The sequence below is a fragment of the Dactylosporangium sp. NPDC049140 genome (assembly GCF_040648435.1).
This window is the reverse complement of sequence record NZ_JBEZDS010000032.1, coordinates 43,630-56,256: the sequence shown is the minus strand read 5'-3', so window position 1 is coordinate 56,256 and position 12,627 is coordinate 43,630. Positions and strand designations below refer to the sequence as shown.

Here is a 12,627-nt window from a genome sequence, read left to right as displayed (position 1 = left end):
ACCTATATAGAGAAGTCCCCGGCTAGTAGGTTCTGGCTCCCGACGACGCCGAGCAGCTCGAGCTGCTCCCCGGCGCCCGTGCCGAGGGTCGGGGTGAACCAGAGCAGGCGCTGCCGGCCGTCCTCCGAGAACAGGTTCAGGCAGTTCAGCTCGATGGTGCCGAGGGAGGGGTGGATGATCCGCTTCTGTTCCTCCCGGCGTACCGCCACGTCCCGCTCCTCCCACAGCGCCGCGAACTGCGGCGAGCGGTCCAGCAGCGCGTCCACCAGCTCCTGGGTCTCCCGGTCGCGCCCGCCCCGCCGGGCCACGGCCGCGCGCAGGTCGGCCGTGAACGAGCGGGACTGGTACTCGTGGTCCTGCTCCGGGTACAACTTCCGCGCCTGTGGATCGGTGAACCACCGGAACACGAAGCTGCGACTGTGCCCCTCGAAATGGACCTGGTCGCCCAGCAGCGCCTTCGCGAGGCGGTTCTGCACGAGCGTGACGTGCACATCCGTGATCACCTGCGCGGGCGTGCCGGTGAGCCGGTCGAGGAGGTCGAGCATGCCCGGGTGCACGTGGGCGGCCGGCCCGCCCGGCGCCGGGAGCGGCCTTCCGGCGAGGTGGTACAGGTGGTCGCGCTCGTCGAGGGTCAGCCGCAGCGCCCGCGCGAGGGCGGCCAGCATCTGCTCCGACGGCTGCGAACCGGCGCCGCGTTCGAGCTCGATGTAGTACTCCACCGAGGCCCCGGCCAGCTGCGCCACCTCGTCGCGGCGCAGGCCCGGCACGCGCCGCCGCGGACCGGTCGGCAGCCCGACGTCGGCGGGGCGGATGCGGTCACGGCGCGACTTCAGGAACGCGCCCAGCTCGGCCAGGTCCATGATCCCAGTGTCTCCCGCCGCCCGGGCGCGAGACAGGGGATGGCGTCCCCCCGGTAAGCGCCGTCTGTATCCCGGGCCGCCCGGCGCCCAGAGTGGTGGACATGACCACTACGACAACCAGCCGCGTCGCCATCGTCACCGGCGGCTCCCGCGGCATCGGCCGGGCCGCGGCCACCCGCCTCGCCGCCGACGGCCTGAAGATCGTCGTCGCCTACGCCGGCAACCATGCCGAGGCGCGGGCGGCGGTCGGGGAGATCGAGGCGGCCGGCGGCGAGGCGATCGCCGTGCAGGCCGACGTGGCCGACGAGGCCGCGGTCGCGGCGCTGTTCGACCGGGCCGAGGCGACCTTCGGCGGCGTCGACGTCGTCGTCCACGCGGCCGGGCGCATGCACCTGCAGACCGTCGCCGAGCTCGACCTCGCCGCGTTCGACGAGTTGCACCGCACCAACGTGCGCGGCACCTTCGTCGTCGACCAGCAGGCCGCGCGCCGGCTGCGGCCCGGCGGCGCCATCATCCAGTTCTCGACGTCGGTCGTCGGGCTGCAGTTCCCGACGTACGCCCCGTACACCGCGACCAAGGGCGCCGTCGAGGCGATCACCCTGATCCTGGCCCGGGAGCTGCGCGGCCGCGACGTCACCGTGAACACCGTCGCGCCCGGCCCCACCGCGACCGACCTGTTCCTCGACGGCAAGGACGAGGCCACCATCCGGCACCTGGCCCAGCAGCCGCCGCTGGAGCGCCTCGGCACGCCCGCCGACATCGCCGCGGTCGTGGCGTTCCTCGCCTCGCCGGCCGGGCACTGGGTCAACGGCCAGACCATCCGCGCGAACGGGGGCATCATCTGATGATCGTGCTCATCACCGGCGCGTCGAGCGGCTTCGGCAACCTGACGGCGTTGGCCCTGGTCCACAGTGGACACGTCGTGTACGCCGGGATGCGCGCGGCCACCGGCCGCAACGCGCAGGCCGCCGCGGCCTTCGAGCACGCCGTCGACCTGGACGTGCAGGACCAGGCCTCGGTCGACGCCGCGGTCGCGCAGATCATGCGGGAGCAGGGCCGCATCGACGTCGTCGTGCACAACGCCGGGCACATGGTGCTCGGCCCGGCCGAGGCGTTCACCCCGGAGCAGATCGCGGAGCTGTACGACGTGAACGTCGTCTCGACCCAGCGCGTCAACCGGGCGGTGCTGCCGATCCTGCGCGCCCAGGGCTCGGGCCACCTCCTGTGGGTCGGCTCGTCGTCGACGCGTGGCGGGCACCCGCCGTTCCTGGCGCCGTACTTCGCCGCCAAGGCCGGCATGGACGCGCTCGCCGAGAGCTATGCGGCCGAGCTCGTCCGCTTCGGCATCGGTACCACGATCGTCGTGCCGGGCGCGTATCCGAGCGGCACCAACCACTTCGCGCACGCGGGCACCCCGGCCGACTCCGCCCGGGCCGCGGAGTACGACCCGCGGTACGGCGAGATCCGCGCGGCGATGGCCCCGGCCCTCGCCGCCATCTTCCCGGCCGGACGCACCGCCGACGAGGTGGCCGAGGCGATCGTCCGCGTCGTGGACCTCCCCGCGGGCGAGCGCCCGTTCCGCGTGCACGTCGACCCGAGCGAGGACGGCAGCGAGGTCGTCTCCGTCGTCTACGACCGCATCCGGGCCGAGTTCTACCACCGCATCGGTATCTCCGAACTCATCTGATTCCGAAAGGACATTCCCATGCCGTTCGCCAACTTCAAGGTTCCCGCGGGCACCCTCTCCAACGAGCAGAAGCAGCACATCGTCGACACCGCAACGGATCTGTACGTCCGGCTGTACGGCGAGATCGCCCGGCCCAACACGCTCATTCTCGTCGACGAGGTCGTCGACGGCGGCTGGGGCATCGGCGGCCGGGTCCTCACCGCGGCCATGATCAACGGCGAGGCCCACTGACGTTTCGACGGCCTGCTTCGTCGTACTTCCCGAACGCCAATCGAAGGCCGAAAGGAACACGACACCATGCCCGAGTCACGCCTGCCCGACCCGATCCCCTTCTTCCCCGACTTCCCGCCGGTCGCCGCCGGCATGTCCAAGGTGGTGTCCAACGGCACCGTCCCGCAGAGCACGGTCGGCCTGGTGGCGCTGCGGGCCGGGCAGATCGTCGGCAGCACGTACCACACCGTGCGCCAGGCCGCCGAGCTGCGCAAGGCGGGGGAGGCCGACGAGCGCATCGACTCCCTCGCCAGCTGGCACGACTCGCCGTACTTCACCGACGCCGAGCGCGCCGCCCTCGAGCTCCTCGAGGCGGTCCTGACCCCGAACCCGGCCGGGGACCGGGTGCCCGGCGAGCTGTTCGCGCGGGTGTCCGAGCACTACGACGACAAGGCCCTGTGGACCCTGACGCTGGCGATCGGCCAGATCATGTTCTTCGTCCCCGTGGGCCTCATCGCCAAGCCCATCCCGGGCGCCCCGCTCGGGCAGAACTACAGCACGAGCACGAGCTTGCCGGCGGCCTGATCGCCTTCCATGTACCGGTGCGCGGCGACGATGTCGTCGAGGCCGAACACCCGGTCGATGTTGGGCCGGTAGACGCCGGCCTCGACCTGGTCGACCACGCGCTGGAGCATGCCCGCGGCGCCCTTGACGGCGTCGCTGTGGAACGCGGTCAGCTTCGTGCCCGGCGGGATCATCGCGATCGGTTCGAAGTCGCGGACCAGCCAGCCGCTGAGCGACCCGGCCACGCACACCGTCCCGCCGCGGCGGACCAGGCGCAGCGAGTCCACCACCGTGTCCGCCCCGATTAGGTCGAGTACCAGATCGGGGCCCTCCGGCCACACGGCCGGACCGCTCCCGGCGCCGTCCACGAGCACGTGGGCGGCGCCGGCGGCCCTCAGCGTGCCGGCCTTGCCCGGCCGCCGGGTCGTGGCCATGGTCTCCAGGCCGTAGGCGGACGCGATCGACGCCGCGGCCAGCCCCACCGACGAGGACCCGCCCCGGATCAGCAGCCGCCGCCGGTCGCCGGGCCCGGCCCCCAGCGCGTCCAGCGCGCCCAGCGCGGTCAGGTACGTCTCCGGCAGCGCGGCCAGCACGTCCCAGGGCAACGTGGTGGTGACCGGCATGAGCAGTGCGTCGGGCAGCAGGGCGTACTGCGCGTAGCCGCCGTCGAAGGCCCGGCCCATCTCGCCCATCACCGCCGCGACGGTCGCCCCCTCCGGCAGCCGCGGGTCCGTCGACGCCGCGACGACCCCCACGCACTCGATCCCCAGCACCCGCGGGAACTCGACGCTCGGGGAGTGCCCCTGCCGGGTCCGCAGCTCCGACCGGTTCAGGCCCGCCGCCCGCACGCGGACCAGGCTCCACCCCGGCCGCACCGCCGGCACCGGCAGCTCGCGAACCTCCAGGACCTCGGGGCCGCCGGCCCGCACACATACCGCCGCTCGCATCGTCGTCATACCTGCACGATCGCCGCCCGACGGTCTGGCCGCCCACCGATAGAATGCCAAGCTGTGCCCATTGCCCGCCAATCCCGGATCTGGCCGTCCGGCGGCGTGCACCTGTGGCCGTCGGGCGGGTCCGGCTCGACGGACTCCCATCCGCGGGGCCACCTCGTGTACGCGGCCCGCGGCGTCCTGTCGGTGCACACCGAGCGCGGCACCTCGATCGTCCCCGCCAACCGGGTCGCCTGGACGCCGGCCGGGTTCACGCACCAGCACCGCGCCCACGGCGACACCGACATGCGGATCGTCTTCCTGCCGCCCGCCCTGGCCCGCCTCGCCCCGGACCGCCCCGCGGTGTTCACCGCGTCCGGCCTGGCCCGCGAGGTCCTGCTCGCCCTGACGGGCCCGCGCCGGTACGCCCGCGCCGCCGAGGCCCGCCTCCACCGGGTGCTCGTCGACGAGCTCCAGGAGGCGGACGAGCTGGCGCTGCGGCTGCCGGAGCCACGCGACGACCGCCTCCGGGCCGTCGCGCGGATCCTGTACGACGACCCCGCGGACAACGCCGCCCTGGCCGCGCTGGGCCGGACGGCCGGGGCGAGTGCCCGTACCCTGAGCCGGCTGTTCCACGACGAGCTCGGCATGACCTTCTACGAGTGGCGCACCCAGCTGCGCATCTTCCACGCCCTGGTGCTCCTGGCCGACGGGCACGACACCACGCGGGTGGCCCACGCGTGCGGCTGGGCGAACCCGAGCGGCTTCATCGCGGCCTTCACCCGGCTCGTCGGCACGACCCCGGGCCGCTACCGGGCCACGACCTGAACCCGGGCTACTACTCGACGCGGGGCAGCAGGTCGGCGGTCGGGGCCGCCGTGGGGCGCCATTCGACAAGTACCGCCGTCGCGTCGTCCTGGAGGCGGTCGTTCTGGTGGGTCAGGATCGCGTGGACCAGGCGGCGCATCGTCTCCGGGGCGGGGAGCCGGTCGGCCAGGGCGCGCGTCACGTAGTCGCCCAGGCGGTCGAGGCCGAAGAACTCGCCGTCGGCGGTGCGGGCCTCCACGACGCCGTCGGTGTACAGCAGGAGCTGGTCGCCCGGCTGGAGCTGCTCCTGGGTGACCTCCGGCTCGCGGTCGGCGAGGCGGCGCAGGCCCAGCGGCATCGCGGTCGGGGCCGGCAGGGACTTGACCGCCTTGCCCTGGCGCAGGAGCAGCTCGCCCGGGTGGCCGGCCGAGATGCGCCGGGCCAGGCCGGTGACGGTGTCGAGCTCGAGCAGCAGCGCGGTGACCCAGTTGCCGGGGTGGCGGGCGCTGAGCCAGGTGTCGATCGACCGGCACGTGTCCGCGAGGTCGAGGCCGGTGCGCCGGGCGTTGCGGTACGCGTTGATCGCCAGCGACGTCGTGTCGCTGGCCTCGATCCCGTGCCCGACCGAGTCGAACACCGCCACGTGCAGCACGTTGCCGTTTATGGCGTAGTCGAACGCGTCGCCGCCGACGTCGTAGCACGGCTCGAGGATCGCGCTGACCGAGACCGCGTGGCTCACGAACGTCAGCGGCGGCAGCAGGTTCCACAGGATCTCCGCGGCGAGCTGCATCGGCTCCAAGCGCCGGGTGCGCTCCACGCCGTCGCCGTAGTGCCGGCGGGTCATGAGCAGCTCGGCCAGCGCGGAGGCGATGTGCCGGCAGTCGTCCCGCAACCGGTCGGTCGGCTCGGCGGCCGTGTGCACCGCGATGACGCCGAGCCGCTCGGTGCCGTCGAGCAGCGGCACCCACATCCGGTACCCGCCGTCCTCGGGCGCCTCGCACAGTTCCGTGTAGGCGAACGCCCGCCCGGCCAGAGTGCCCTCCACCGGTACCGCCGCGGCCGTTGGAGCGTCGACGGCGGTCAGCGGCACGAGGTACGACTGCCGGTAGTCGATCAGGAAGATGTCGGCGTCGAGCGCGCCGACCAGCCGGACGCCCTCGGTGGCCAGCGCGGGCAGGTCCTCCGGGACGGCGCGGTGGGCGGCCGTGAGCAGTCGGAGCAGCGCTTCGGTGACACCCACGACGCACCATCCTAGTGCCGCCCCGGTCCGTGGCTGCGGCGAAGACGGATCCAGCGGTATCCGTACCCGTCCAGCTCGAGGTCCCGGAGGTCGCACTCCGGGTACTCGCGGTTGCTGAGCACCTCCACCGGCCCGTGGTCCTCGCTCGGGTGGGGTGGCAGGCCCACCCGCACCGGCCGGTCGGCGAGGTTGTGCACGAAGACCATCGCGCCGCCCGGGGCCTCCGTGCCGTGCGCCAGCACCCCGGCCGCGTCGACCGGGACGATCGTATGGCCGCCGATGCCGATCTCGTCGCCGTAGCGCAGCACGGGCGTGCCCGGCATCGTGAACTGCAGGCTGTAGGCCATCCGCAGGCGCCGCTCGTCGGCGAGCATCGGGGCCAGCCGGCGGCGGATCCCGCGGCGGTACAGCTGCTGGCGCCGGTCAGGGCCGAACGCGGCGAACACCTCGTCGCGCTCGGCGGTGGTGAGGCCGGACAGGTCGACCTCGTCGTGGTTGCGCAGGAACGTGGCCCACTGCCCGTGGCGCGGCAGCGGCGGCAGCGTGTGCAGCGCGTCGGCGAGGGGGCCGGGGTCCTGGCGGGCCAGCGCGAGCATGAGGGCCTCGTTGAGCCGGAACGCGAACAGCATCTGCAGCCGGTTCGCGGCCCCGTCGGCGTCGCCGAAGAACAGCCGCAGCTCGTCGCTCGGCACGTTGGCCTCGGCGAGAAACACGGCGTCGCCGCGGCGCCACGACGTCTGCTCGCGTAACTCGGTGAGGAAGCCGTAGTCGCGGTCGCGGGGGTCGACGCCGGGCGCGGTCCGCTCGATGACGAACGGCACGGCGTCGACGCGGAAGCCGCTGACGCCGAGCCGCTCCCAGAACGCGACGACCTTGCTGAGCTCGGCGCGGACCTCGGGGTTGAGCACGTTGAGGTCGGGCTGGAAGTCGTGGAAGCGGTGGTGGTACCAGGCGCCGGCCTGGTCGCTGTACGTCCACGTCTCCCGCTGCACCGCGCACATGCCCTGGAACTCGGCCTCGGTGCCGAACACCTCGTCGATGTCGGTACTGATCCGGTCGAAGTGCCCGTCCACGCTCGGCGTGGACTCCCGGCCGAACAGGCCCCCGGCCCGCTTCAGCGGACCGGTGTGCACCGCGCTGACGCCGATCGCCGCGAAGGCCCGCCACAGGCCGGTGTCGGCGAGGGTGCTCAGGAAGCTGTGCCCGGGCTTCGTGATCATCGACGGCGGGTACGCGGTGGACCAGACCGACGACCGGCCGCGTCGAGCTGCCGTTCGAGTTCGGCGGGCGGATGCGGGACCTCGAGGATCCGGTACGCCGTGCCGTCGGCGTCCTGCATCAGGTAGTGGGTGCGCTCGACGCGCGTGATCGTGGTCGTGGTGCCGTCGTCGCAGGACAGCTACTCAAGCAGCGCCGGCGTGGACCACATGGCCAGGAGCTCGAGGGACTGCTCCGCCTGGGTGCCCGGGTCGGCGAAGAACATCACGACGCGCTGGGTCGCCGACGGCAGGTCCATGTTCTCGAAGCGCAGCGTCAGCTCGCCCACCGCGGGGTGGCGGAACCGTTTCGTGCCGTGGGTCCGCTCGCGCACGTCGCGCCGCGACCACAGGGTGCGGAAGTCCTCGCTGCGCATCGTGAGCTCGCCCAGCAGCGTCGCGAGGGGCTCGTCGTGCGGATGCCGGCCGGCCGCCAGGCGCAGCTGGCCCACCGTGGCCCGGGCCACCTCCGGCCAGTCCGCGAAGCGCTCCCGGGCGGCCGGGTCGAGGAACGCGAAGCGGGCCAGGTTGCGCTGCCGGACGGGGGCGGCGTCGAAGTCGAAGAAGAGCGCGGCGGCGAGGCGGTTCCCGGCCAGGACGTCGAGGCGGTGGTCGATCAGCAGCGCCGGGACGCGGTCCAGGGTCACCAGCAGCCGCACGAGCTCCGGGCGGGCGCGCTCGGCGGGCCGGGGTCGCGGGGCGGCGCCCCGGGAGCGGCCCAGGTCGAAGAGGTGGGCCCGCTCGTCGTGGTCGAGCCGCAACGCGGCCGCGAGGGTGGTGAGGACCTCGTCCGACGGGCGCTGGGCGCGGCCCTGTTCGAGGCGGACGTAGTACTCGACGCTGATGCCCGCCAGCTGCGCGACCTCCTCCCGGCGCAGGCCCGGCACCCGCCGCCGGGGCCCGGCGAGGGGCGGGCGCGTCCGGGCCCGCCGGGACTTGAGGAAGTCGCCCAGCTCACGGCCGTTGTCCATGCCGACCAGTATGCCGACCCGGCGCCCCGCGATCCTGGCCCGGCCAGTACCAGTATCGCCGATTCCCCTGCTCGGCCGGGGTCTGGTGGCCGTCGCCGCCCGGCTCCAGGCTGGGCCCATGTGCCACACCAACGAGAGCCGGCCGCCGGCCGCGCCGAACGCCGGCGCCGTCGAGCACGCCGCGCCCATCGAGCTCACCGCCGCCGACGGGACCGTCTTCGGCGCCTACGCGGCCGTGCCCGCCGCGCCCAACGGCCGCAACGTCGTGATCCTGCCGGACGTGCGCGGCGTGCACGCGTACTACCGCGCCCTCGCCGAGCGCTTCGCCGAGGCCGGCTTCGGCGCGGTCGCGGTCGACTACTACGGGCGCACGGCCGGCGCCGGCGCCCGCGGGGACGACTTCGACTGGCCGTCGCACCTGCCGCTCGTCCAGCCGGACGAGGTCACCCTCGACGTGCGGGCGGCGATGTCGTACCTGGACAAGGCCAACCCCGGCGCGACGTTCACGGTCGGGTTCTGCTTCGGCGGCGGCCTCTCCTGGCGGCTGGCGGCGAGCGACCTCGACCTGGCCGGCGCGATCGGCTTCTACGGGCGACCCGAGCAGGTCACCGACGTGCTCGACCGGCTGCGGCGGCCGCTGCTGCTGCTCCTGGCCGGCGACGACGCCGCCACGCCGCAGGCGGACTTCCGGGCCCTGGCCGGGCGCCTGACCGCGGCGGGCGCCGAGCACGAGCTGCACACGTACGAGGGCGCGCCCCATTCGTTCTTCGACCGCTCGCCGGCCGAGTGGTCCGCCGCCTGCGACGACGCCTGGCGCCGGGTCCTCGACTTCACCGAGCGCAACGGGTCGCACGCATGAGCCGCTACGAGCGTGGCGCCGCCCGCATCCGCGAGCTCGACGGCGAGGATCCCAGCCGGCGCCACGAGGCCTACGCGGCGCTGGCCCGCATCGCCCCGGACCTGCCGCGGTTCGCCGTCGAGTTCGCGTACGGCGACATCCACAGCCGCCCCGGCCTCGACCCGGCCCGCCGCGAGCTCGTCATCCTCGGCGTCCTCGTCGGCCTGGGCGACACGCGGCAGCAGCTGGCCTCGCACCTGAGGAGCGCCCTGAACGTCGGGCTGACCCGGGACGAGCTGGTGGAGGCGGTCCTGCAGACGCTGCCGTACGCGGGTTTCCCCCGCGCCATCAACGCCATGGAGGTGCTGTCCGGGATCGGTCCCCCCGCTCAAGTCACGAGCGCAGCGCAGCCGCCACACAGGGAGCGCACGGCCACGCCCGGCTAGATGAACGGGACGTGAAGCGCAACTGAAGGCGTGCCGTGGAGCAGCTACTGATCATCGGGGTCGACCTCGTCGCCATCGCGGTGCTGGCGTTCGGGGTCTACTTTCCCCGCCATCACCGCCGCGATCTCGTTGTCGCGTTCCTCGGCATCAACGTCGGCGTGCTGGCCACCACGATGGTGCTCGGCTCCTCCACGGTCGGCGCCGGGCTCGGGCTGGGCCTGTTCGGGGTGCTGTCGATCATCCGGTTGCGCTCCAGCACGAGATCGCCTACTACTTCGCCGCGCTCGCGCTCGGGCTGCTCGCCGGGCTGAGCGACACCCGGAGCGGGCTCACCGCCGGACTCATGGCGCTGGTCATCGCGGCCCTGTTCGTGGGCGACCACCCGGCGCTGTTCGGCCGGTACCGCCAGCAGACCATGCTCCTCGACCGCGCCTACCTGGACGAGACGGCGCTGCGGGCGCACCTCGAGGGCAGCCTCGGCGCCCGCGTGGTGAACCTGACCGTCCGCCACGTCGACACCGTCAACGACACGACGCTGGTCGAGGTCCGGTACGTCGCGACCGGCGCCGTCCGCGAGCCGGCGGGTGCGGCGTGACCGCGCTGGACGTGCTGGAGCCGGTCCGCCTGGAGGAGCTGCAGACCCGCGCGGCGCTGCTGACCCGCGCCGACCGCAAGTACGTGCTGCCCGAGGACCTCGTGCCGGATCTGCTCCGGCGGCTGCCGGCCGGCGCCCGGGTGCTGCAGATCGGGGAGCGGCGGCGCTTCGGGTACTGCTCCGAGTACCTCGACACCCCCGGCCTCGACGCCTACCTGGGCGCGGCCCGCCGGCGCCGCGGCCGGTTCAAGGTCCGCGTCCGCACCTACCTCGACAGCGGCGACCGGTTCACCGAGGTGAAGACCCGCGGCCCGCGCGGCGTCACGGTCAAGCACCGCACGCCCTACGCCGGGCCCGAGGCGGCCGGCCGGTACGCCGCGGCGGTCCTGGGCCGGGGCGTACTCCTCGGCGCGGCCCTGGTCACCTGCTACCAGCGCGTGACCCTGTACCTGCCGGCCTCGGCGAGCCGGGTCACGATCGACACCGGCCTGTCCTTCGCGCTGCCCGGCGGCCCCGCGCTCGCCCTGCCCGGCCGGGCCGTGGTGGAGACGAAGACCCCGCACGCCGCCGGGGAGGTCGACCGGCTGCTGTGGCGGCTGGGGCACCGGCCCGGGCCCATCTCCAAGTACGCCACCGGCCTCGCCGCCCTGCGCCCCGACCTGCCCGCCAACCGCTGGCGGCCGGTGCTGCGCCGCCACTTCCCCCGTCAGGAGTCCCGATGAAGACGCCCCGCAGGAAAGCCGCCGTCCTCGCCGCCGTCCTCGCTGCCGCGGTGCCAGCCGGCTGCCGTGGCACGAACACGGCTCAGCCCGGCGGCGCGGCCGCGTCCGCCGCGTCCACTGTGGACGTCGTTGCGGACGCGGCGGCGGTACTCGCGGAAAACTCCGCCGCCGACGCCGCCGATCCGACCTGGGACGCGTCCAGGGCCACGACCGTGAACCTGGCCACCGCGGCCGAGGACGGCACGGTCGGCATCACCGCCGCGGGCACCTACCGCCTCACCGGCACCCTCGACGGCCAGGTGGTCGTCGACGCCGGCGACGCCGACGTCACGCTGGTGCTCAACGCCGAGGGCGACGGGTTCGACTCCAACGGTACCGCCGAGATCACCGGCGGCACCGTCGTCGTCAACGGCCCGGCCCGCAGCGGCAACGGCGCGCTGGACGTCAACGGCAGCTTCACCATCAGCGGCGGTGTCCTGCTCGCGGCGGGCAGCGCCGGGATGGCGGTCGCGCCCGGCACCGGCTCGGCACAGGGCTGGCTGTCGGCGACGCTGACGAGCGCGGTGGCGGCGGGCACCACCGTCCAGATCACCGACGCGGGCGGGACCGTCCTGGCCACGTTCGTCACCTCGAAGACGACCCAGAACGTGGTGCACTCCGGGCCGAAGATCACCAGCGGCGCGCAGTACAAGGTCTACACCGGCGGCACCGCGACCCGCACGAGCACCGGCGGACTGGCCCGGTCCGGCTCCCTCGGCGCGGCGACGCTCGCCGCGACCGTCACCGCCGGCCAGGCCCCGGCGGGCAACGGCTTCGGCGGCGGGCGGCGCTGACCCGGTACCGTGCCGGGGTGCTGCACCAAGTGTTGAGAACCCCGGACGGCACCCCTGTGCACGGCTTCGAGGTTCCGGCCGCGCAGGCCCGCTCGTGGTGGCGGCGGCTGCGGCCCCGGCACGCCACGACGGGCCTGTGGCCGCTGCTCATGGACCCGGACACGCCCGCGGAGCTCGCCGCCATGGCCGGGGAACCGGGCCCCGAGCCGTGGGAGGAGCCGCCCGGGCGCCCCGCGACGCTGGGCCGGCCGCCGGCGGAGCTCGACCTGGACGAGCTCGAGGCGGGGGAGTGGCCGGCGGTGTACGACCGGCCGCCGGAGCCGGACGAGGGCACGGCGCTGGTCGCCCTGCTCCCGGTCGCGGCGCCCTGGCGGATTCCGCTGCTGCTCGGGTACGGCGACTGGAACGGCTACCCGGCCCCGCCCGCCCATGCCGCGATGCTGCACCACTTCCACACCCGCTACGGCGCCGAGCCGGTGATCCTGACCCGCGACAGCATCGAGTTCACGGTGGCCCGCCCGCCGCTGGACCGCCGATCGGCCCTGACCCTGGCGTGGGACTTCGCGACGTACAGCGACGCGGCGGACCTGTACGGCGTGGACTCCCTGCCGGAGCTGGCCGCCGCCCTGCTCGGCGCGACCGTATGGCGGGCCTGGTGGGACTGAG

General features: G+C 74.1%; 15 protein-coding genes and 1 pseudogene. 11 read left to right on the top strand and 5 right to left on the bottom strand.

The window, feature by feature from the left end:
- Positions 1–2: 2 nt before the first annotated feature.
- The gene (locus tag AB0B76_RS37880) at positions 3–860 is read right to left on the bottom strand and encodes a helix-turn-helix domain-containing protein (RefSeq protein WP_360384720.1); all 858 of its coding nucleotides are present in this window, start codon (positions 858–860) and stop codon (positions 3–5) included.
- 101 nt (positions 861–961) lie between these two features.
- Between AB0B76_RS37880 and AB0B76_RS37875 the strand changes: the two genes are divergently transcribed.
- The 4 genes from AB0B76_RS37875 (at position 962) to AB0B76_RS37860 (ending at position 3,342) form a co-directional block, all read left to right on the top strand.
- Positions 962–1,705, top strand: coding sequence for an SDR family oxidoreductase (locus AB0B76_RS37875; RefSeq protein WP_360384718.1), 744 nt, complete (start codon positions 962–964; stop codon positions 1,703–1,705).
- Positions 1,705–2,547, top strand: coding sequence for an SDR family oxidoreductase (locus AB0B76_RS37870; protein WP_360384716.1), 843 nt, complete (start codon positions 1,705–1,707; stop codon positions 2,545–2,547). The genes AB0B76_RS37875 and AB0B76_RS37870 overlap by 1 nt, the downstream gene beginning before the upstream one ends.
- A gap of 18 nt (positions 2,548–2,565) precedes the next feature.
- Complete coding sequence (locus AB0B76_RS37865; protein ID WP_360384714.1) at positions 2,566–2,778, top strand: tautomerase family protein; 213 nt, start codon at positions 2,566–2,568, stop codon at positions 2,776–2,778.
- 66 nt (positions 2,779–2,844) lie between these two features.
- Positions 2,845–3,342: a carboxymuconolactone decarboxylase family protein gene (locus AB0B76_RS37860; protein ID WP_360384712.1), complete on the top strand. Its 498-nt coding sequence runs from the start codon at positions 2,845–2,847 to the stop codon at positions 3,340–3,342.
- Here the strand turns inward: AB0B76_RS37860 and AB0B76_RS37855 are convergent.
- Complete coding sequence (locus AB0B76_RS37855; protein ID WP_360384710.1) at positions 3,309–4,277, bottom strand: zinc-binding dehydrogenase; 969 nt, start codon at positions 4,275–4,277, stop codon at positions 3,309–3,311. The two genes, AB0B76_RS37860 and AB0B76_RS37855, sit on opposite strands and share 34 nt — an antisense overlap.
- A 54-nt stretch (positions 4,278–4,331) precedes the next feature.
- Between AB0B76_RS37855 and AB0B76_RS37850 the strand changes: the two genes are divergently transcribed.
- A complete protein-coding gene (locus AB0B76_RS37850; protein ID WP_360384708.1) occupies positions 4,332–5,081 on the top strand; it encodes a helix-turn-helix transcriptional regulator in 750 nt (249 codons plus the stop codon).
- Between the two features lie 10 nt (positions 5,082–5,091).
- Here the strand turns inward: AB0B76_RS37850 and AB0B76_RS37845 are convergent, their stop codons facing one another.
- The 3 genes from AB0B76_RS37845 to AB0B76_RS37835 all read right to left on the bottom strand — a co-directional run bounded on the left by AB0B76_RS37845 (position 5,092) and on the right by AB0B76_RS37835 (position 8,527).
- Entirely contained in the window at positions 5,092–6,300 is a 1,209-nt protein-coding gene (locus AB0B76_RS37845) for a PP2C family protein-serine/threonine phosphatase (RefSeq protein WP_360384706.1), read from the bottom strand.
- Positions 6,301–6,311: 11 nt separating this feature from the next.
- The gene (locus AB0B76_RS37840) at positions 6,312–7,520 is read right to left on the bottom strand and encodes an alpha-amylase family glycosyl hydrolase (RefSeq protein ID WP_360384704.1); all 1,209 of its coding nucleotides are present in this window, start codon (positions 7,518–7,520) and stop codon (positions 6,312–6,314) included.
- A 179-nt stretch (positions 7,521–7,699) separates the two neighbouring features.
- A complete protein-coding gene (locus AB0B76_RS37835) occupies positions 7,700–8,527 on the bottom strand; it encodes a helix-turn-helix transcriptional regulator (RefSeq protein ID WP_360384702.1) in 828 nt (275 codons plus the stop codon).
- Here AB0B76_RS37835 and AB0B76_RS37830 point away from each other — a divergent pair.
- From AB0B76_RS37830 to AB0B76_RS37805, 6 genes and pseudogenes are all read left to right on the top strand, one after another.
- Positions 8,526–9,386 (top strand): dienelactone hydrolase family protein, encoded by an 861-nt coding sequence (locus AB0B76_RS37830; RefSeq protein ID WP_360384700.1) that lies wholly within the window; start codon positions 8,526–8,528, stop codon positions 9,384–9,386. The two genes, AB0B76_RS37835 and AB0B76_RS37830, sit on opposite strands and share 2 nt — an antisense overlap.
- Positions 9,383–9,811, top strand: coding sequence for a carboxymuconolactone decarboxylase family protein (locus AB0B76_RS37825; protein ID WP_360384698.1), 429 nt, complete (start codon positions 9,383–9,385; stop codon positions 9,809–9,811). Before AB0B76_RS37830 ends, AB0B76_RS37825 begins: the two co-directional genes overlap by 4 nt.
- 35 nt (positions 9,812–9,846) lie before the next feature.
- Positions 9,847–10,406: pseudogene (locus AB0B76_RS37820) on the top strand (DUF4956 domain-containing protein).
- On the top strand, positions 10,403–11,128 hold the full coding sequence (locus tag AB0B76_RS37815) for a VTC domain-containing protein (RefSeq protein WP_360384696.1): 726 nt from the start codon (positions 10,403–10,405) through the stop codon (positions 11,126–11,128). The pseudogene AB0B76_RS37820 and the gene AB0B76_RS37815 overlap by 4 nt, the downstream one beginning before the upstream one ends.
- Positions 11,125–11,961, top strand: coding sequence for a hypothetical protein (locus AB0B76_RS37810; RefSeq protein ID WP_360384694.1), 837 nt, complete (start codon positions 11,125–11,127; stop codon positions 11,959–11,961). The genes AB0B76_RS37815 and AB0B76_RS37810 overlap by 4 nt, the downstream gene beginning before the upstream one ends.
- Before the next feature lie 17 nt (positions 11,962–11,978).
- The gene (locus tag AB0B76_RS37805; RefSeq protein ID WP_360384692.1) at positions 11,979–12,626 is read left to right on the top strand and encodes a DUF4253 domain-containing protein; all 648 of its coding nucleotides are present in this window, start codon (positions 11,979–11,981) and stop codon (positions 12,624–12,626) included.
- The last annotated feature ends 1 nt before the right edge of the window (position 12,627 follow it).